General features: G+C 71.7%; 20 protein-coding genes. 8 read left to right on the forward strand and 12 right to left on the reverse strand.

All coding sequences use genetic code 11. The annotated features are described in order from the left end of the window. Window positions 1-358 precede the first annotated feature (358 nt). Together WMF39_RS28860 and WMF39_RS28865 are read left to right on the forward strand one after the other, a co-directional pair. Window positions 359-1045, forward strand: a complete 687-nt coding sequence (locus WMF39_RS28860; protein WP_437739701.1) for a translation initiation factor IF-2 — start codon at window positions 359-361, stop codon at window positions 1043-1045. A gap of 99 nt (window positions 1046-1144) precedes the next feature. Then, the gene (locus WMF39_RS28865; RefSeq protein WP_437739702.1) at window positions 1145-2455 is read left to right on the forward strand and encodes a lamin tail domain-containing protein; all 1311 of its coding nucleotides are present in this window, start codon (window positions 1145-1147) and stop codon (window positions 2453-2455) included. On the opposite strand, the gene WMF39_RS28870 is transcribed toward WMF39_RS28865, so the two are convergent. Further along, window positions 2452-2667 carry a hypothetical protein gene (locus tag WMF39_RS28870; protein ID WP_437739703.1) on the reverse strand — a complete coding sequence of 72 codons (216 nt, stop codon included), beginning with the start codon at window positions 2665-2667 and terminating at the stop codon, window positions 2452-2454. The two genes, WMF39_RS28865 and WMF39_RS28870, sit on opposite strands and share 4 nt — an antisense overlap. 265 nt (window positions 2668-2932) lie before the next feature. Between WMF39_RS28870 and WMF39_RS28875 the strand changes: the two genes are divergently transcribed. Together WMF39_RS28875 and WMF39_RS28880 are read left to right on the forward strand one after the other, a co-directional pair. Beyond that, entirely contained in the window at window positions 2933-3712 is a 780-nt protein-coding gene (locus WMF39_RS28875) for a sensor histidine kinase (protein ID WP_437739704.1), read from the forward strand. 25 nt (window positions 3713-3737) lie between these two features. Further along, window positions 3738-4196 (forward strand): tellurite resistance TerB family protein, encoded by a 459-nt coding sequence (locus WMF39_RS28880; RefSeq protein WP_012237886.1) that lies wholly within the window; start codon window positions 3738-3740, stop codon window positions 4194-4196. A gap of 84 nt (window positions 4197-4280) precedes the next feature. Here WMF39_RS28880 and WMF39_RS28885 read toward each other — a convergent pair whose 3' ends face one another. The 3 genes from WMF39_RS28885 to WMF39_RS28895 form a co-directional block, all read right to left on the reverse strand. Further along, window positions 4281-5393 carry an NFACT RNA binding domain-containing protein gene (locus WMF39_RS28885; RefSeq protein WP_437739705.1) on the reverse strand — a complete coding sequence of 371 codons (1113 nt, stop codon included), beginning with the start codon at window positions 5391-5393 and terminating at the stop codon, window positions 4281-4283. A gap of 693 nt (window positions 5394-6086) precedes the next feature. After that, window positions 6087-7070: a hypothetical protein gene (locus tag WMF39_RS28890; RefSeq protein WP_437739706.1), complete on the reverse strand. Its 984-nt coding sequence runs from the start codon at window positions 7068-7070 to the stop codon at window positions 6087-6089. A 21-nt stretch (window positions 7071-7091) separates the two neighbouring features. Then, complete coding sequence (locus WMF39_RS28895) at window positions 7092-7844, reverse strand: hypothetical protein (protein ID WP_437739707.1); 753 nt, start codon at window positions 7842-7844, stop codon at window positions 7092-7094. Between the two features lie 135 nt (window positions 7845-7979). Here WMF39_RS28895 and WMF39_RS28900 point away from each other — a divergent pair, with 135 nt between their 5' ends. Continuing rightward, on the forward strand, window positions 7980-8723 hold the full coding sequence (locus WMF39_RS28900) for a formylglycine-generating enzyme family protein (RefSeq protein WP_437739708.1): 744 nt from the start codon (window positions 7980-7982) through the stop codon (window positions 8721-8723). A 140-nt stretch (window positions 8724-8863) separates the two neighbouring features. Here WMF39_RS28900 and WMF39_RS28905 read toward each other — a convergent pair whose 3' ends face one another. Continuing rightward, window positions 8864-9484 carry a hypothetical protein gene (locus tag WMF39_RS28905; protein ID WP_437739709.1) on the reverse strand — a complete coding sequence of 207 codons (621 nt, stop codon included), beginning with the start codon at window positions 9482-9484 and terminating at the stop codon, window positions 8864-8866. Window positions 9485-9829: 345 nt separating this feature from the next. Beyond that, the gene (locus WMF39_RS28910) at window positions 9830-10447 is read right to left on the reverse strand and encodes a hypothetical protein (RefSeq protein WP_437739710.1); all 618 of its coding nucleotides are present in this window, start codon (window positions 10445-10447) and stop codon (window positions 9830-9832) included. Window positions 10448-10762: 315 nt separating this feature from the next. Between WMF39_RS28910 and WMF39_RS28915 the strand changes: the two genes are divergently transcribed. Continuing rightward, the gene (locus WMF39_RS28915) at window positions 10763-11065 is read left to right on the forward strand and encodes a hypothetical protein (RefSeq protein WP_437739711.1); all 303 of its coding nucleotides are present in this window, start codon (window positions 10763-10765) and stop codon (window positions 11063-11065) included. Between the two features lie 28 nt (window positions 11066-11093). Here WMF39_RS28915 and WMF39_RS28920 read toward each other — a convergent pair whose 3' ends face one another. The 4 genes from WMF39_RS28920 to WMF39_RS28935 form a co-directional block, all read right to left on the reverse strand. Next, on the reverse strand, window positions 11094-11351 hold the full coding sequence (locus tag WMF39_RS28920) for a hypothetical protein (RefSeq protein WP_437739712.1): 258 nt from the start codon (window positions 11349-11351) through the stop codon (window positions 11094-11096). Next, window positions 11348-12055 carry an ExeA family protein gene (locus WMF39_RS28925; RefSeq protein WP_437739713.1) on the reverse strand — a complete coding sequence of 236 codons (708 nt, stop codon included), beginning with the start codon at window positions 12053-12055 and terminating at the stop codon, window positions 11348-11350. Before WMF39_RS28925 ends, WMF39_RS28920 begins: the two co-directional genes overlap by 4 nt. A gap of 104 nt (window positions 12056-12159) precedes the next feature. Beyond that, the gene (locus WMF39_RS28930) at window positions 12160-13509 is read right to left on the reverse strand and encodes a helix-turn-helix domain-containing protein (RefSeq protein WP_437739714.1); all 1350 of its coding nucleotides are present in this window, start codon (window positions 13507-13509) and stop codon (window positions 12160-12162) included. A gap of 126 nt (window positions 13510-13635) precedes the next feature. After that, the gene (locus WMF39_RS28935) at window positions 13636-14244 is read right to left on the reverse strand and encodes a hypothetical protein (RefSeq protein WP_437739715.1); all 609 of its coding nucleotides are present in this window, start codon (window positions 14242-14244) and stop codon (window positions 13636-13638) included. 546 nt (window positions 14245-14790) lie between these two features. Here WMF39_RS28935 and WMF39_RS28940 point away from each other — a divergent pair. Next, window positions 14791-15771: a hypothetical protein gene (locus WMF39_RS28940; protein WP_437739716.1), complete on the forward strand. Its 981-nt coding sequence runs from the start codon at window positions 14791-14793 to the stop codon at window positions 15769-15771. Window positions 15772-15864: 93 nt separating this feature from the next. Here the strand turns inward: WMF39_RS28940 and WMF39_RS28945 are convergent, their stop codons facing one another. Beyond that, entirely contained in the window at window positions 15865-16413 is a 549-nt protein-coding gene (locus tag WMF39_RS28945) for an ester cyclase (RefSeq protein WP_437739717.1), read from the reverse strand. A gap of 240 nt (window positions 16414-16653) precedes the next feature. Between WMF39_RS28945 and WMF39_RS28950 the strand changes: the two genes are divergently transcribed. Further along, the gene (locus WMF39_RS28950) at window positions 16654-17616 is read left to right on the forward strand and encodes a LysR family transcriptional regulator (protein ID WP_437739718.1); all 963 of its coding nucleotides are present in this window, start codon (window positions 16654-16656) and stop codon (window positions 17614-17616) included. Between the two features lie 54 nt (window positions 17617-17670). Here the strand turns inward: WMF39_RS28950 and WMF39_RS28955 are convergent, their stop codons facing one another. Next, complete coding sequence (locus WMF39_RS28955) at window positions 17671-18240, reverse strand: hypothetical protein (RefSeq protein ID WP_437739719.1); 570 nt, start codon at window positions 18238-18240, stop codon at window positions 17671-17673. Window positions 18241-18256 lie beyond the last annotated feature (16 nt).

Raw genomic sequence — 18256 nt, forward strand, 5'->3', positions numbered from 1 at the left:
CCCGCAGCGGCCGCGACCGCCGGTGGTCCGAGCTGGCGCCTCCGCACCCGAGCCACCCTCCCCTCCCGCGCTGCAGCCCAGCGCCATCTCCGTCCCGAGCCGGCCGGCGCCTGGCGAGCCTCCCACCGAGCCCATACCGCTGCGGGCTTCGGCGCGCGGTCCGGAAGATCAAGCCCCCCAGGAGCCCCCGTCTCCCCCCCTCAATGAGGAGCCGATCGAGCGTCCGATCCACCATGCCCCCACGAAGCCAGCCGCCCCGCCGCGCCCCGCGCGCCCGCCGGAGCAGTCCGCATTCCGGCGGAGGTTACAGCCCGGGCTGTGCACGGACCCCAGCGAGGCAGCCGGCGCGCAAGAGACGTTGATCTCCCACTTCCGCCACGAGACGTGGGGAGATGCCGGGCGCCTGTACGTCGACCCCAGGCTGCCGGACGACGCGCACCTGCGCCTTCTCGATCACCTCGAGCATGCGGAACGGGAGGTGTTCTACCGGCTGGAGCTCAAAGCCGAGCGCCCTGACGTCTTCGCGTACCTCGATACGGACCTGCTCACGGCTGCTGCCTGCACCAACCGCGACGTGGTCGCCTTTTACGACGGCGCGCTGCACGTTGTCACGACGCGCGCGGACACTCGGACCAGCGTCGTGCACGAGTACACGCATCACGTGCTGATGAGCCACGGCATGCTGGGGCCGGCCTGGGCGCAAGAGGGCATTGCCATGGTTATCGCGCAAGAGATATGGTGGCTCGCCCCGGCTAGGCTCGAGCAGGTGAGGCACGCTCCGATGCCCCTGCAGCTGATGGAGCAGGCGGTCCCCTACACGCTCCGCACGGACGATGCCCTGATGTTCTATGTGCAAGCGGCCAGCATGGTCCGCTGCTTCGTTCGCGGCGACGACGCCAGGTTGCGGCGGCTCATGGATGCGATGGGCACGGGTGAAGAAGCGGCGCTCGGCGGCTCATCCGACGAGCTCGCGCAGCTCCTCGAGCCCTCCACCTGGAATTCCTGCATCGACTATCTGATGCGGGACATGGCCCCGCTGCGCTAGTCCCTCGTCGCCCTGGCATTACACCACGCTGGCGCTCGCGCGGAGGATCTCGAATATCAGCCGTTGTGACGTGGCGCGCTCGAGTGCTATCGTTGCTTGGTGCCGGCGACCGGTTGGCGAGAGCTCAAGGCCGAGGGGAAGAGGACGATGAACCTCCGGCCTCATGCGACCGTCGTCGCCATGGCATGGCTGGCCGCGTGCGGCAGCGGGTCGAGCGAGCCGCCGCTGCCAGCGCCGTCGGGCGGAGCAGGCGGTACGTCGGCGGCCGGCGTCTCGTCCGCGGCAGGAGGATCGAGCGGGAGCGCAGCACAAGCAGGCGGCGCGGGAGCGAGCGGCGGCGCTGCGGCTGTCGCGGGCTCGACCGGCGTGGCCGGCAGCCCGAACGCTGGCGGCGCCGGAGCCGCCGACAGCGCCGGAGCCGGTGGTGCGAGCGCGGGGGCGGGCGGTGACGGCGCGTGCCCGGCGGGCTCGACGCAGATGTCGCCGTGGCCTGGCAAGGCCGAGGTACGCACGCTCGACAGCGAGGACGCGTTCGAGAGCGATCTGAGCGGGCTGACCTACGAGGCACCCGGAGTGCTGTGGGCGACCGACAACCTCTCCGCCAGGCTGTTTCGGTTGTTGAAGAGCGGAGCGAGCTACGCGCCGGACACCTCCAAGGACTGGGCCTCCGGCAAACGGCTACGTTACCCGAACGGCAAGGGCACCCCCGACGCGGAGGGAGTCACGCTCGCCGCCACGAGCGCCGCGGGCGTCTACGTGTGCACCGAGCGCGACACGGACGATCCGTCCGTGAGCCGGCTGTCCGTGTTGCGCTACGACGTGACGGCCGCCGGAGCGACGCTGACCGCGACTCACGAGTGGAACCTCACCGCGCTCTTGCCCGAGGTCGACGCGAACGCGGGCCTGGAAGCGGTCACCTGGGCGGCTGACAGCTTGCTCACGGCGCACCACTTCTTCGACGAGAGCAAGGCCCGAGCTTACGTCCCGAGCGACTACGGCGAGCACGGCGCCGGCCTGTTTCTGGTGGGCGTGGAAGAGACCGGCAAGGTGTACGCCTTCGCGCTGAATCACGAGGGCGGCGCGGCCACCTTGGTGGCCAGCATCTCGACGCCGCTCGCGGGCGTGATGGGGCTCGAGCTCGACCGTGACACCGGGAGCTTGTGGGCATCCTGCGACGACACGTGCGACAACCAATCCGCCGTCTTCGGTATCGACGACGCGCTCGGGCGCTTCGTGCTGGAGCGGCGTTTCAGTCCCCCCAGCGGGCTGCCGGACTCCAACAACGAAGGCATCGCGCTCGCGCCGGACGCGGAGTGCAGCGGCGGCGTCAAGCCGTTCTTCTGGACCGACGACGCCGATGCCGACGGCTTTTCGGTGCGCGAAGGCTCGCTCGCTTGCGGTTGCCTCTAGCGACTGCAGGCCGTGTGGTGGAGCGGCAGCGCCTCGGGCGCCGGAACGAACGCCACCCCTGAGCCGCTGTCGAGCTCATCACTCATGACGATGAGATCGGGAATCACCGGGGCACCCGTGCCGCTGCTCTCCCTGAGCTGGGCGGGGCCGAACGACGCCTCGCGCGACGCCGACGACCTCCTGTGCCCCGACTGGGCCCGACAGGAGCTCACACGATGCCCCGGCCGGGTGCACCATCACGCCGCGCCGCTGCGGCGGTGCCGCGCCAGCCCCGGACAACCAGCGCCGCGGCCTCATGGCCCTCACAAGCCGCGAACCGCGTCGGAGCCCCGCCCGCGGATTGGGCCTTGCGACCGGCGCACGGAATGCTGTACCACGGAGACCGCAGTGCGTTTTCGTGGGGGGTCGCACCGGCGCGGCCCGCTCCTGGTCTATCTTGGACACGCGACGATGCCGCGCGCCCGCTGACGAGCCCTCATGACCTCACCTGCCCAGGATCGCGCCACGGCCCGCCCGGCATCCCGCCGCAAGCTGCTCCTGAATCCGCGATTCCAGCTCAAATACACCGGGCTCCTGGTCTCGGTGGTGCTCGCCGTCATGCTGGCGCTCGGACTCGTCATCTGGCAGACCGCGAGCGTCGCGAACGAACAGGCGCGCTACGCGGCGACGCAGGCGGAGCTCGCGCTCAAGGAGGCGGCGAACAGCGCCAAGATCCTCAAGATGAGCACCGCCGCCCTGGGCGGCGACGGCGCCGACCTCGGCAGCACCCTCGACGAGGAGCTCGAGAAGACGAACCGCGAGTACGAGCGCAACCTGGCAGAGGTCGCCAAGCGGCGCGCCGACGTCGAGGCGCTGCAAGGTCGCCTCCTCGGCATCCTCGTCGGTGGCGGCGCGTTCCTCCTCGCCGTCCTCGGCGTGCTCGGGGTCTTCATCACCCAGCGCATCGTGGGGCCGGTCCACCAGCTGAAGCGCCTCTGCCGCCAGGTCGGCACGACGCGGCTCACCATCGGAGAGGGGCTGCGAAAGGGCGATGAGCTCGGGGACCTGTTCGACACGTTCGTGCAGATGACCTACTCGCTCAAGGCGCTCCAGACAGGCAGGCTCGCGACGCTCGACGCGACCATCGAGCGGGCCGAGGCCGAGTCGGCCTCGGCCGAGGTGCTCGCGCGGCTGCGCGCGCTCCGGGCGCAGCTCTGCCTCGGCCTCAGCGAATCCGAGACGGTGCGGCGCCGCGGCCCGAAAGGTGGTGAGTCATGAGGCGAATCGCCGGGGCGGTGGAGACATGAAGCCTCCCGAGTTGGTCCAGCAGGCGGCCGGATTGCTCCGCGCCCGCTTCGATCTCAACGAGTACAACCCGACCCCGATCGTCGACCTCGGCGCGCTCGTGGCGAACGCCGACGGCACCGTCGACGCCGAGGAGATCGACGCCCTGCGCCAGCTCATCGAGCCGATGCTCGGCGCCCAGCTCAACGTCGAGCTCGTCCGCTACCTCATCGAGGCGAGCCTGAAGGTGATCGCCGCGGCGGGCGTCGAGCCGCGGGTGCGCCTGCTCGCGGAGATCCTCATGGACTGCGACGCGGTGGAGGAGGGCATCATCATCGCGCTGGCGGTCGCCCACGCGAGCGAGGGGATCTCCGACGCGGAGCGCGCGGTCATCGAGTCGCTCGCCCGCGCGGCCGAGCTCCCCGCGCGCCGGCTCGATCAGCTGAACGAGCAGGTCCGGGCGGCGTTCGCGACCTGACGGCGGCCCCCGCCGGCGGCGCGGGCTCCGCCGGGGGCGAAGCGCTGCGCCGCCGGGCGTGGCCTCCGCCGGCCGTGCGCGGCGTCAGCCCTCTTCCTTGGTCGCGAGCAGCCGCGAGAGGCGGCCGTCCTCGATGCGGACGGCGATGACCTTCTCCCGGTCGTAGACCACCGCGCCCGGGGCCGCGCCGCGCGGCTTGCGCACGTAGCGGCGCTGGACGTAGCTCACCTCGCACACCGCCTCGCCGCGCGCGTCGCTGAAGTGCGCCGCCAGGGTCGCGGCGTCCACCAGCACGTCCGCGGGGCAGCTCGCCCCCTTCGCGAGCGGCACGACGACGTGCGAGCCCGTGACGCCCTTCGCATGGAGCCAGAGGTCGTGCGGCCGCGCGTGCTTCGTCGTCAGCGCGTCGTTGTCCTCGGCGCCCCGACCGACGAGGATCGCCGCGCCGGACGCGCTGCGGTAGGCGTGGAACGGCCGCCGCGGCGCGGGCCGCCCGGCCCCGAGGGCGCGGGCGCCGGACGTCCCGGGCTCGCCGGCGAGCTCCGCGCGCGAGACGCCGAGGGAGCGGGCGCGCTGCGCGAGCGGATCGAGCGACTCGGGGCGCGCCTCCGCCGCGGCGACGTCCGCCTCGAGCGCGGCGATCGCCGAGAGGGCGCGCTCGGTCTCGGCGAGGCGCGCGCGCATCACCGCCTCGCCGCGCTGGTAGCGCCGCGCCTTGGCGAAGAAGGCCTCGGCCTGCGCCTTGGCGGGGCGCGCCGGGTCGAGCGCGACCTCGATCTTGCCGCCGGTCTCCCAGTCGTCGAGGAGCGCCTTCGCGGCGCCCCGCGGCACACGGGCGCCCTGCGCGAGCAGGAGCTGCCCCGTCTTCTGCAGGCGCGCGACGCTGCCCAGCCGCCCGAGATCGCCGCGCACCGCCTCGGCCCTGCGCTCGAGCGCCGCGCGCCGCGTCTTCACGGCGCGCGCGAGCGCCGCCTTCTCCTGCCCGGCGGCGGCGTCGTCGCTCGCCTCGACGAGCGCCGCGCCGGCGGCCAGCGGATCCGCCGGGTAAGCGACCGCTGCCTGCGGGGCGCCCCCCTGAGGCGGCCAGCGGAGGATCAGGTGGCCGGCGGCGTCGAGCAGCCGCGCCTCGCCGCGGCGTCCCGGCGTGAGGTCCAGCCGCCCTCCCGGGGACGCCCCCAACCTGGGTGGGGACGCCACCGGCCCCAACCCGGGTTCGGGAACTGCCGCCGGCCCCAACCCGGGTCCGGGGCCTGCCGCCGGCCCCAACCCGGGTTCGGCCAAACCCAACCCCGGTGCGGCCGCCGGCCCCAACCCGGGTTCGGGTGCGGCCGCCGGCCCCAACCCGGGTTCGGCCGCGGCCAACCCCAACCTGGGTGCGCCCTCTCCACCACCTCGGTCATTTTCCACCATGACCGCCGGCTTCAACCCGGGTTCGGCCAACCCCAACCCCGGTGCCGCCGGCCTCAACCCGGGTTCGGGCGCGGCCAACCTCAACCCGGGTGCGCCCTCTCCACCACCTCGGTCATTTTCCACCATGACCGCATCATCATCACCCGCGACGATCACGATGCCGTCGCCCCGCACCTCGATCGCCAGCACGCGGCGGCCGACCAGGTGCGCCCTCATGGCGGCGACGAGCGGGTGCGACGCGCCGGCGCGGAGCCGGGGCAGCCTCGGCAGGATCCCTACCCCTGAAACGCGCGGCCCGATGCCGGCGCCGAGCACGCACCGCGTCCCGCCGTAGACGGCGAGCGCGACGAGCCCCGTCGCCGGGTTCGCGTGCGCCGCGTCGATCCGCGCCCCCACGCAGCGCGCGAGCGCCTCGGCGAGCGCCCCACCCTTCGCCGCGCCCCCCGTGTGGTCCTCCATGGCGAACGCCGCTCGTGCCCCTCAGCGCAACGCTTCGAAGTACGGCCCGCAGCAGCGAAGCCCGAGCTCGCAGGTCTCGCCGCGGTCCTCGCACGAGGCCACCTCTTCACCGTTGACGAAGCAGGAGCAGAGGGTCCTGCCGAAGCTCTGGGTGCGGCACTCGGCCGCGACGACCACGCCCCGGCACGCTCCCTTGCAACTGCAGGCCCCGCCGGGATTGCCGGCGCACGCGATCCCCGGGCAGCCGTCGCCGTTCGCGCACACGTTGTACTCGTCCAGGAACCGCTGGCACCGGGGCCCGATGAGGTCGCAGTCGAACCTGCCGTTCATCAGACAGTCGAAGAACGGGACGAGCAGATCGTTGCACCGGGGCGCCTGGGCCAGCTCCGTGTCACACATCGTCCCGCAGCCGCCCGGCTCCAGCGCCCCGCACGCCTCCTCGTAGCGCTCGCAGTAGCGCACGCACGCCGACCAGGCCTCGCCGCCGCCCGCCCCGGTGGAGGCGCTCCCTGTCCCCGACGTGGCCATCCAGGTCGCGCTGGAGCTGACCGCGCTGGAGCCGTTCCCGCCGGCGCCACCCACGCCGGTGCCGACCGCGCTGGAGCCGCCCCCGCCGCCGGTCACCCCGGTGGACCCGCCCACGCCGGAGCCGCCCACGCTGGTGCCGCCTACGCCGACGCTGACCGCGCTTGCGGCGACTGCACCCGTGCTGATCGCGCTGGAGCCGAACGCGCCCGTGCCGATCGCGCTGGAGCTCGTCACCCCGGCGCCTCCTGACCCGTCGGGCATCCCATCGACGACGACGTTGCCACCGCACGCGCTCCCCCACGCCAGGGCGGCGAGCGCAGCGGTACGCATCCTGAGCATCGTCATTCCCATGGGCCGCAAGAGTAGCCCAGGAGCGCGCCCGGGCGCGAGCGCCGCGTCGACCCGCGCCCCCACGCAGCGCGCGCTCGTCTCGGCGAGCGCTCCGCCCTGCGCCGCGCTCCCCGGCTGGCCCTCCATGGCGAACGCCGCGGGCGCCCCTCAGCGAAACTCGTCGAAGATCGGCTCGCAACAGCCATGGGCGAGGTCGCACGCCGGGCCGAAATCCTGGCACGTGGCCACCTCGTCGCCGTTGACGAAGCAGGAGCAGAGGATCCCGCTGCGCATGTCGGGGCGGCACTCGACCGCGAACGCCGCGTTCGGGCACGAGCCCTTGCAGGAGCAGGCCCGGTTGCGATCGGCGAAGCACTCGAGCGGCGTGCAGCCGCCGCTGGCCTGGCACGCGTCGTACTCGGCCAGGAACGGCCGGCACCGTTCCAGGACGAAGTCGCAGTCGATGCTGCCGTTCGTCGCGCAGTCGAAGAACAGCGCGAGCGGCTCGTTGCACTGGGGCGCCTCGTTCACATACCCCTTACAGAACCCCTCGCACTGCCCCGGCTCCACCTGCCCGCAGGCATCCGTATAGGTCTCGCAGAACTTCATGCACGACGACCAGGCATCGCCGCCGCCCGCCCCGGTGGAGGCGCTCGCTGTCCCCGACGTGGCCATCCAGGTCGCGCTGGTGCTGATCGCGCTGGAGCCGCCCACGCCGACGGTCACCGAGGTGGAACCGCCCACGCCGACGCTGACCGCGCTGACCGCGAGCGCGCCCGTGCTGATCGCGCTGGAGCTCGTCGCCCCGGCGCCTCCTGACCCGTCCGGCATCCCGTCGACCACCACGTTGCCACCGCAGGCGCTTCCCCACGCCAGGGCGGCGAGCGCAGCGGCGCGCATCCTGAGCAGCGCCATTCGCATAGACCGCGAGAGTACCCCAGGTGGGCGCCCGAGCGCGAGCGCGGCACGGGCGCAACGGGCGCACGGGCGCGGATCGAGGCGAGCCGCCGCGCGGCCTCTCGTCCGCCGCGCGGCTTTGCGATAGAGACCCGCCGCGTGCTCCTCGACCTCCTGCTCGCCCCGCTGCTCGCCCAGGCCGACGCGCCGCCCCGGCCCGGACCCGCGGCGTCCTGCCCGCCCGACATGGTGCTCGTCGAGGGCACCCACGCCGAGAACGTGCAGCGCATCTGCACGAGTTACCGCGGCGGCCACTGCTTCGACTTCTTCCCCGGCCTGTTCGCCGCCGAGCCGCGCTTCACGCCGGTGCGCACGTGCATGGACCGCCACGAGTGGCCGAACCGGGCCGGCGCGCTGCCGGTCGTGATGCTCCGCTTCATCGAGGCCGAGCGGGAGTGCGCCGCCGTCGGCAAGCGCCTCTGCACCGAGTTCGAGTGGGAGCTCGCCTGCGAGGGGCCGTCCTCGCTCCCCTTCCCCTACGGCTACGCGCACGATCCGGCCGCCTGCAACGTCAGCAAGCCGTACCGTGGGATCAGCGAGCGGCGGCTCGCGTCCGACGACCCGGCGGTGCGGGCCGCCGAGACGCAGCGGCTCTGGCAGGGGGAGCCGTCGGGCTCGTATCCAGCGTGCGTGAGCCCCTACGGCGTGGTCGACCTGGTCGGCAACGTCGAAGAGTGGGTGTCGACCTCGCGCCCCGAGTGGCCACACCGCTCGTCGCTGAAGGGCGGCTACTGGTCCAAGCCGTGGGCGGGGTGCCGGGGGACCAACGACTCGCATGGACCGATGTTCCGGTTCTACGAGATCGGGTTTCGCTGCTGCAAGGATCCGCGGCCAGGGCCGTAGGACATGTGCTCGCGGCGTCGAGCACAGCCGTGCCGAACCGTCGGCGCACAATCAGTCGCCGAACGTCAGCTTCCACATCGGCGCCGGTAGGGTGGATCTGCCCAGGCCGGCGATGCGCGTCGTGCCGCGCCAATAGCCGTTCACAAGAAATTGCCGGCGACGGCCCAGAGCGGGCCGTCGATGGTATTGCACTCGAACTGGCTGCCCTGCTCGCCGGTCCAAGCGACGTGGCCCTTTTGCAAGTCGGCCACGAAGGCTCGCCCCTTCAGATCGACCTGGCGGACGGTGGCGGTACCTTCGAGCGTGCCGACGAAGCGCTCGCCATCGATCATCGCGCCCGGACCCGAAGGCGGCGCAAACGCGTCGAACGGTAGCTGCACGGGCTGGTTCAACAGCCGGGGTAGCTCCACCAACGGCAGCGAGAAGGCGACGGCGGTACCAGAAAAATCCGCCAGCTCACACTCCACCACGTGATGGCCCGGCTCGTCCTCGCCGCTGAGAAGGCTCAAGCCGACGTGGCACGGCAGCGCGAAGCTGAGCGACGTGCGCCCGCCGCCGCAGCTCATCGGCAACCGTGTCGGCAACGCCGCTTCGTCGATGGGGCCGACGCCGGGCGTTCCGGCGGAACCACCGCCAGTGCCTCCGGAAGCGCTGGAGCTGCCGTCGTTCGTCGCTTCTTCCTCGCCCGGCGAGAGCGTCGTCGTGCCGTCGCAGCCCGCTACGAGCCCCAATACCAGCAGTCCCACCAAGCGCCGCACCATGAAGCTACCCATAACTCCATCCCCCGCGCTTGGCACGCTCAGCTTCCGCGCTCGACGACCGCCGGCAGGCGCGTGGCCCTGAGCGCGAGGAGCATCGGACGCGTCAGTTACGTGCGCGGGGCTTATCGCCACAATCTCGGCTTCCCGGCGCCCGCGCTCGCGGTGGGGCCGACTCCTGAGCACGGCAATCATGGCCCGGTATCGACGACTCGCATGGATCGATGCTCCGGTTCCACGAGATCGGGCTTCGCTGCTGCGAGGATCCTGGACTGCGGCCGTAGCTGCCGAGCCCTCCCGGACGATTGCCGGGAGGGCTGGACCAACGTGCGCTGAGCGAGGCAGAGATCAGCGGGCGGGAGCGCCCGCGCAGATCCAGTCGTTGATCGTCTTGATATCGGCCTCGGGCAGCGGCGCGCCCGGCGGCATCCTGCTCTCGTCAGGGTCGCACAGGCCGACATCCTTCAGCTTGTTCATGAGATAGCTGCTGCTCGGCTTGAACGGCACGACGAGCGCCTGCTCGCGGGAGCAAGACCCGCTGTCCTGATCGACGAGCTTGCCCACCGCCGCGCTCGCGCGGAGGTCGAGCCCGCCGGACGGTGCGCCGGCGCTGCCGTGGCAGTACTGGTTCGCGCAGCTCCTCGTCAGGATGGGCTCCACATCGGCGAACGCCGCGGTGTCCGCGCCGCAGGCGGGATCGCTCGGAGGCGCGCCGCCACCCTCGCCCCCCGTGCCGGCTGGCGCACCGCCGCCGCCCTCGCCCCCGGTGCCAGCCGGCGCACCGCCGCCGCCCTCACCCCCCGTGCCAGCCGGCGCACCGCCGCCCTCGCCCCCCGTGCCGGCCGGCGCACCGCCGCCGCCCTCGCCAGCGCCGCCGCCGCCCTGGCTGGAGCCGCTGCCGCTGCTGGTCGTGCTGGAGGCGGCGCCGCCGCCAGTGCCCGTGGAATCGTCATCGGAGCAAGCCACCGCCGAGAGCCCGAGAGCCAGGCAAAGAACCAATCGAAGCGAATCGTTGTGATAAAGCAAGGTACCTCTTCATATGGTGTTGGTCACGCGGCGCTCGCCGCGCGAGCGATTGACGAAGAGACTAGAAAGCATGTGAACGCACGCGACGCAATCGCGTGATGGTGGACGAGGTGGTCGCCAAATTCCAACCGTGGCAGCGGGGCTGGCGCCTTGAGCGTCTGCCTGCCGACGGGAGTCGACGCGCGTCGATCAGAAACCGACGTCGCGCGCGCGTCCGGCTTCTCCACCGAAAGCACGCGGCGCTAGAGTACCGCGATGCGACAAACCTATTGGACCGGCCTGGCGGCGTGCGCCGCCCTGAGCACGGCGCTCGGCTGCAACGCGATCTGGGGGATCCCCGACGGAGAAGCCAGCGGGGATCCCGCGGCAGGCGGCGCGGGCAGCTCGGGCAGCTCAGGGGGCGCAGGGGCCACCGCGAGCGCAGGCTCGGGGGCCGGCGGGGGCGGGGGCGTGTTACCGAGCAGGCTGTTTGATGGCCGGAAGATCCGGCTCTGTGATGGCCATCATCGAGCTGGATCTCCGCTCACCGCGATTGCAGCGAGGCGATGCGCCGGGTGACTGCGGCGGTCGCAGAGCGCCGGCGCTCTCAGTCGATGCGGAGGGGGAGGCGGTCATCGCCGTCGAGGACGGCGTGGTAGCGAGCGAGAGCGTCGTCGAGCCGATTGAGGTAGTGGAGCACGACGTCGACGGCGTAGAGGCGAGGGCAAAGCGGATCCGGGTCGCCCGGGTAGCGCGCGGTGAGCGCGTCGCGGGCGAGCGCGAGGGCCGCGACGAGGGCGGCGGCTGCGCTGCCCGCGGCGTCGCCGCGCCGCGTGTCCCCCTCGGCCAGGGGGACGGGGTTCATCCGGCCTCCTCTGCGTCCAGCTGCAGGATGCGGCTCAGGACGTCGCGCTCGACGAGCTTGCGCTTCTTGCGCGCAGCGGCGCGGAGCGCGGCGGTGGCGAGTCGATCGGTGTCGCGCAGGCTACCAGCGGCCGCCTCGTGCAGCATCGCGATCGCGTCCGAGGTGAAGAGCTCTTTCGTGCAGCCGACTCGGCCGAGACGTACACGCAGATAGTCGGCCGTATCGTCCGGCGTGAGCGGGTCAATGGTCAATCGGTAATGGAGGCGTGAATACAGGGAGCGATTGCGGCGCACGCGGAGCCGCTCGCCGAGCTCGGGCAAGCCAAGCAACACGAGCGAAAGCAAAGCGCGGCTATCCCAGGCGTAATTAAGGAGTATGTGAAGATGATCGAGTGTGTCCTGATGAAGTAGATGGGCCTCATCGAGGACGAAGACCGGAAATACGCGCTCCTTCGCGAGCTCCTCGACGTGCGTGCTGACCGCGTAGAAGACGTCTCCAGCGGTGCTGCAGCGCGCGAGACCGAGGGCCAGACAGAGCTGGCGATAGAAGTCCCGGCGTCCAAGCGTCACGTTGGCGCAGTAGGTCAAGCGAAACGTCTGCGGCGAAAGGGCATGACGGAGCGCGCGGAGCAGACACGTCTTGCCGACGCCGGGGTCACCGGCGAGCAGCACGCTCTTTCTGGCGTGCACCGCCTCGATGAGCATCTCGAGGAGCATCTGCTTGGACGGGGGGAGCCAGAGCTCGCCGTCTTCGACCTCCTTGGAAAATGGCTCTGCGGTGAAGCTGAAGTAGCTGCAGAAGTCCATGGTCATCCCTCCTCGTCACCGCGAGGCGTCCGTCCGAGAGCCTTGTCCAGGAGCGCTTTCGGCGGGTCGAAGGGGACGCGCGCCTCGTGAGCGACATCGAGGTTGCAGGCCGGTCGCGGCCGCTGGGCGTTCTTCACCGGATCGACCCGGTGCAGGGCGAAGCGTTTGCCCTCGTGTTCGATCCAGGGCGGCTCGTTCGGCGTGACGAGGCACCTCGACACCGTGACGAGGTGGCCGGCGAGGAAGCCGAGATCGGTCTCCCAGTCCTGCCCATCCATCGAGAGCGTGCTGTCACGCCGCACGCGCCGGCGGGCCTGGGTCGTGAGCGCGTCACGCAGCTTCCGCTCGTCGAGGTCGTCGGTGACGTGGGGATACTCCTCGTAGACCTGCGCGGGGGACTTGCCGAAGAGCGCCGCGTGCGGTGTGCGGTGGTAGTGCTCGTCGACCCATGCGTAGAGCCGGACGTTGAGATCGTGGAGCGACCCGAGCGCTCCGGTGAAGTCCAGGCACCTCTCGCGCAACGTCCTCCAGAAGCGCTCCATCTTGCCGCGCGCGGGGGCGTCGTACGGGCGGGCGTGGATCAGGGTGGTGCCGAGTCGCTCGCACGCAAGGTGCAAGGTGTGCCCGCGGTAGGTCGAGCCGTTGTCCAGGTAGAGGGCGTCGGGAGCGCCGTGCTTGCGCAGCGCCCGGATGAAGAGCGCCAGCATGTCGACCTCCCGCTCGGCGCTCATCGCCTCGATCGCGAGGATGTACCGGGAGGCGTCGTCGAGCAGCGCGTGAATGCGCACCGGCGCCGGGCTGCCGTTAACGAGGATCGGCGACGCGTGACATACATCGCCGTGCCACAGAGCGCCGGGATGCTCGGCCTGCCAGCGCAGCCGCACCTTGCCGCCCGTACGATCGCGCAGCGCGACGCGATCGAGGTGGTGCTCGGCGTACAGCCGTCGCACCGTGGTGGCGGAGATGGTGCCCTTGTCGATGCGACCCGCCGCGATCAGGGTGTCGAGGATGAGCGAGACCGAAGCGCTCGGGTGCTCCTCTCGGATCTCGAGCAGCATCTGCCGTTGCTCGGGGGTGAGCTCGCGCGCCCGCCCCTTGTCCTTGCGGGGCTTGGGGCGTAAGCCCTCGAGACCTTCGGTCTTGTACGCGTAGTACCAGCGCTCGAGCGTGGGGACGGAGTAAGTGCACGGAGAATGGGCGCGCGGTGGGCGAAACCGCTGCTTGCTCAGGTCGGCGAGCGCTTCGGCGAGCTCTCCGCGGTCGAGCTCGCGGTGCATGAGCGAGCCGATGATCTCGCTGCGATAGAGCGCCACCGCTTCGGCGTGGTCCTTCGGCTGGAGGGGGTCTTGCACGTCGTGTCCTTTCCGCGCCGGTGACACCGCACCGGCCGCACAGCCATCCAAGCGCAATGCGCTTCGCCGACCGAGGATCCAACCGGGTGGGGTCCGGCATGAGCTCGGCGAGCGGGCCGCTTGCCATCACGCAGCCCGCACGGCGCCCGCCATGACGGCGGCCTCGGGGACCTCGGCCGCAAAAGGCGCCATCGCGACGAGCGTCATCGCGGCCCGCTCGGCCCGCTGCCGCAGCGTTGCAACGAGGGGACTGGGGCGGACCGCCGCAAAGAGGCGCTCCTGGTCGATGGCGCGTAGCCAGCGCCGCACGGTCACCCAGCTGTCAGCATCGAAGCTGGCTGACCAAGGGCTGACGCGCCGCCGCACCTCGATGAGCGCTGCACCGGCGACGCCGACGAGCAGCAGGGCCAGACCGATCGCCGTCGCGGCGAAGTGCCGTCGCGGCGCGACGCCCCGCGGAACGACCGTGATCGCGGCGCTGCAGCGGCGGCATCGATAGCGGCGCGCCTCGATCGTGACGAGCCCGCCGCGCTCGCCGGCAGCCAGCGGCCCGCGCACCTGCCGCGACCGCGTTCCGTGACCCCACAGCCCCAACCCGCCCCCCAGCGGGCACCCCGCCGCGCCGCAACGGGGGCAGCGGGCTGGCCGCGCGCGGTCTACGGTGGGCGGGGAAGCGAGCCAGCCTTTGACATCGAGGTCCAAATGGACGATCTGTTGAGGGCTCCGCTCTTTCAAGCGATTCGGAGCACGACGGGAGGGGGCACGCGGCCAAACGAGCTCCTCCCGTCGCCTATTTTGTGGCCGGCGCCGCGCCGATGCTCCGCTCCTGCCGCTGACCTACTCCGTTCGTTACGCCGACGGGCGAGGAGTCGTGCTGGTAATTTTCGAGAGGCGAACGGAATGCGCGCTCCCTCTTTTCCTGTGCTCCTGGATTCGACCAACGCGAGCATGCTCAGGAGTAGCTACGCTGAGAATTTTGTCGGACTCGGCGCAATGCATGGCCGGGGAGCCCCCTGGCAGCTTGCTGCCCTCGGACATCCCCGTCATCGCACCTGATCCGCCTCGGTGATGGTGTTCTTCGGTGGGTCGAGCACCCTGCCATCAAAGAGCTGGATCGACAGGCGCACCATCGGCATCAACGACGGTGCTCAGTAACAGGGCGGCGCGGCCGGCGCGCCCTCCGCGGAGTGCCCGTTTGAGCCGTTCACAGGGCGCGCGCCTGGCGCGTGCCAGGCCGCCGACGGCGACAACGATTACCTCTCCGATCCGGAGAACTGCTGTGTGCCCGGCAGGAGCTGCCTCGGCGGCGCCTGTGAGGAGGGCAGGTGTCTGCCGGTCGTCCTCGCCACGGCCAACGACGAGGAGCACGAAGCGATCGGCCTCGTTGTGGATGGGGACGGGGACGATGGGCGCGTGCTCTGGGCGAGCGGCTACGGCAACACGATCTTCGCGACCGAGAAGGCGGCTTCCGGCTCGACCGAGCCGCTGGTGGTGCTCGACTCGCTAGCGACCCTGCTCGCGCGCTCGGAGAGCTCGCTGCTCATCACCGACGAGACCGAGCCGGACGTGCACCGGATGCCGCTCACAGGGAACGTCACCGTCTCGACGGTCGCCAGCGCCCAGGGAGCGGCGGGCTACCGGCGGCCCGTGGCCGGCGGCGGCTGGGTCTACTGGATCACCGGAGTGATCGAGGACCCGGAGCAGGATCCCGACGCGCGCGATGTCCCGAAGCGCATCTGGGCGGCGCGGGCCGACGCGACCGATCAGACAGGCCTCCCCGTCTTCGACCGGAACACGTACGTCGGAGGCCTCGCGCTCGACGCCACCCATCTCTACTGGACCGAGCTCCCGCCCGGCGGGACGCACAGCACCGTTCGGCGGATGGCGCTCGGAGAGCCCGGCCAGACCGAGATCGTCGCGTCGATCCCCATCCACGACGGCGATCTCCCCGGAGACATCGCGGTCGGCGAGCGGATCTTCTGGATCAGCGGCTACGCCATCTACGCCGTGAACAAGGACGGTACCGACGCAGGGGCGCTCGTGGCGACGGACTTCCCCACGCGCCTGCTGGCAGACTCCACCTTTGTCTACTGGTACAGCCGCGAGGGGCAGCTCCAGCGGGTGCGCACCTCGGGCGGCGCGCCGGAGCCGCTCGCCGACAGCGCGGACATCCGAGATCTCGCCCAGGACTGCGGCGCCCTCTACTGGACGACCTGGGCCACCGACGAGCGGCCAGCGTCGGTGATCAAGCTGGCCAAGTGAGCCGCGCGCCTGTCGCGCTCCCGGCGAGATTGCCACGATGGTTTTGCCACGATGTGACGAATACCCCTGGCCCGCTCCGCCCCCCGTCGGCGGTCACTGCGCCACGACGCCGAGCTGCTGGAACAGCGTCAGGTTGTCCTCGATGTGCCAGTTGTCGGTGATGCGACCGTCCTGCACGCGCAGGATGTCCGTGGCGATGAAGTCCACGGCCTGCCCGGCGCCCTTCCTGTCGCCGAAGGCGCCGGTGAAGCGGCCTCGAAAGCGCAGGTGCGCCACCACGCGATCGCCGGCGACGATCAGCTGCTCCACCTCGCAGCTCAGGTCCGGCACCGCGGCGCGGAAGCTCTTCGACGCGAACGCCGGGCCCTCGGGGCCCTGCGGGCGCCCCTCGGGCAAGGTGCGGTCGGTGAACGTCGGCGCGATCGCCGCGTCGAGGTAGCGCGTGTCGCCGGTGCCCCAGAACGCGTAAAAGCGGCGCGCAGCGAGGATCTCCGCGTCCGCCTGCGCCCTGGGCAGGCTCGCGTCGACGACCATCGACCGCGGCGAGGGCAGGTCCTCCGCGCCGGCGCCCTGCACGTAGCAGGCGCTCGCGGCGGCGAAGAGCGAGAGGGAGAGGGCGCTCATCAACAAGGGCTTTCTCATGACGTGTCTCCTTCGAACGACGATCTCGGGCAGCCGGTCAGCGCGCACGCGCCGACAGGAGGCGCCGCCGGCACGGCGGGGCGCAGCGTCGAGCGCGGCGGGCCGTGGACGGCGACAGGGACACCTTGATCCTTTCCTCCATGAAGGAGAACGAGCGCATTGGCCGAACCAGCTTTTCGAAAAAGTTGAAGATGTTCGCCGGCGCGCCTACCCTGCCCGGGTTCGCCGAGGGCGCGCGCGATGGTCGAGCTCGAGGACATGCAGCTGTTCGTGTGCGCGGTCGCGAGCGGCAGCCTGTCGGCGGCGGGGCGCGAGCTCGGGTTCTCGCCGGCGGTGGCGAGCAAGCGCATGACGCGGCTGGAGGCGGCGCTCGGCGTGCGCCTCCTCCAGCGCAGCTCGCGGCGGCTCACGCTGACCAGCGAGGGCGCGACCTACCACGAGCGCTGCATGTCCATCCTCGCCGACGTGAGCGAGGCCGAGCTCGCGGTGACCGCCGGAAAGGCCGAGGCGCGAGGCGTCCTGCGCGTGTCGGCGCCCGTGGATCTCGGCCGCCAGTGGGTGGGGCCGGCCGCGGCCGACTTCGCGGCGGCGCACCCGCGGCTCAGCGTGCGCGTCAGCCTGTCGGACCGCGTGGTGGACCTGTTCGAGGCCGGCGTCGACGTGGCCGTGCGCATCGGCGCGCTGGCCGACTCCCGCCTCGTATCGCGCCGGCTGGCCCGGAGCCGCCGCGTGGTCTGCGGCGCGCCGGCCTACCTCTCGCGGCGCGGGCGGCCGCGCACGATCGCGGACCTGGCCGACCACGAGTGCATCGTGCTGCAGCGCCCGGGCATGCGCGCCCTCTCGTGGACCTTCCGCACCGAGCAGGGGCTCCACACCGTCCGGCCCTCCGGACGGCTCGTGGCCGACAGCGGCGACCTGGTGCGCGACTGGGCCGTCGCCGGCCATGGCCTCGCCTTCAAGTCGATCTGGGACGTCGCCGCCGACATCGACGCCGGGCGCCTCGTCCCGCTGCTCACCGACCTGCCCGCGCCGGGCTCGGCCGTGAACGTCATCTACCCGAGCCGGCGCTTCCTGCCCGCGAGGGCGCGGCTGTTCGTCGACTTCCTCCAGCAGCGCTTCGCCGCGCACGAGGCCGCGGTGCTGGCCGCCTCGATGCCGCGCGCGGAGCCGCCGTCATCGCCTCGTGGCAAGCCGCGCGCCTGAGGAGCACCCCCGCGGCGGGCGAGGCGGGGTCGCTGCCGAGACGAGCGGCGCGCTTCAGGCGTCGGCCTGCGGGCCAGCGCCGATCGCCGACAGGAACTGCTCTCTCTCCTCGTCCGTCGGGCGCCGGCCCGAGAGGTAGCGCCGCTGGTGCGCGCGGGCCGCCGCCAGCGACGCCTGATTCAGGACGATGATCGGCACCTTGGGCGCATACAGGCTCGTCACCTCGATCAGCGTCGTGCCGCCCGAGCCCGGCGAGAAGCGGTAAGTCCCGAGCCCCCGCGTCCACAGCACGTTCTCCTCGAACGCATCGACGGCGATGACGCAGACCTCGGGCGAGGCGCGCTCCGCGGAGAAGCGCAACGTCTGCGTGAAATGCCCGACGCCCGGGAGAGGCACGCTCATCCGGACGACGAAGCGCGGCTCACGGTACGATCCCGACTGCATCTCGCACCCGGTCCCGGGGAAGAGCTCCCGCGCGCAGCCGTGCTGATCCCACCACATCGCGGCGGCGTCGAGCGGGTCGATGTTCCCGATATCGATGACGAACCGGACGCCGCGCATGCCCCGCGCCTCGTCGTGGACGCTCTCGGCGTGCGCGATCTCCGTGTCTTCCTGCTGCCACATGGTCGTCTCCTCGCCC

Origin of the sequence: Sorangium sp. So ce1504, assembly GCF_051521635.1 — a bacterium.
Lineage (GTDB): Bacteria > Myxococcota_A > Polyangia > Polyangiales > Polyangiaceae > Sorangium > Sorangium cellulosum_B.

Excerpts from the sequence above, each read along its gene's own strand:
- WMF39_RS28905 (WP_437739709.1), bottom strand. The coding sequence starts at position 9,484 with ATGGTGCGGCGCTTGGTGGGACTGCTGGTATTGGGGCTCGTAGCGGGC.
- WMF39_RS28880 (WP_012237886.1), top strand. The coding sequence starts at position 3,738 with ATGAAGCCTCCCGAGTTGGTCCAGCAGGCGGCCGGATTGCTCCGCGCC.
- WMF39_RS28915 (WP_437739711.1), top strand. The coding sequence starts at position 10,763 with ATGCGACAAACCTATTGGACCGGCCTGGCGGCGTGCGCCGCCCTGAGC.
- WMF39_RS28925 (WP_437739713.1), bottom strand. The coding sequence starts at position 12,055 with ATGCTCATCGAGGCGGTGCACGCCAGAAAGAGCGTGCTGCTCGCCGGT.
- WMF39_RS28895 (WP_437739707.1), bottom strand. The coding sequence starts at position 7,844 with ATGCGAATGGCGCTGCTCAGGATGCGCGCCGCTGCGCTCGCCGCCCTG.
- WMF39_RS28945 (WP_437739717.1), bottom strand. The coding sequence starts at position 16,413 with ATGAGAAAGCCCTTGTTGATGAGCGCCCTCTCCCTCTCGCTCTTCGCC.
- WMF39_RS28875 (WP_437739704.1), top strand. The coding sequence starts at position 2,933 with ATGACCTCACCTGCCCAGGATCGCGCCACGGCCCGCCCGGCATCCCGC.
- WMF39_RS28920 (WP_437739712.1), bottom strand. The coding sequence starts at position 11,351 with ATGAACCCCGTCCCCCTGGCCGAGGGGGACACGCGGCGCGGCGACGCC.
- WMF39_RS28950 (WP_437739718.1), top strand. The coding sequence starts at position 16,654 with ATGGTCGAGCTCGAGGACATGCAGCTGTTCGTGTGCGCGGTCGCGAGC.
- WMF39_RS28890 (WP_437739706.1), bottom strand. The coding sequence starts at position 7,070 with ATGGAGGGCCAGCCGGGGAGCGCGGCGCAGGGCGGAGCGCTCGCCGAG.
- WMF39_RS28955 (WP_437739719.1), bottom strand. The coding sequence starts at position 18,240 with ATGTGGCAGCAGGAAGACACGGAGATCGCGCACGCCGAGAGCGTCCAC.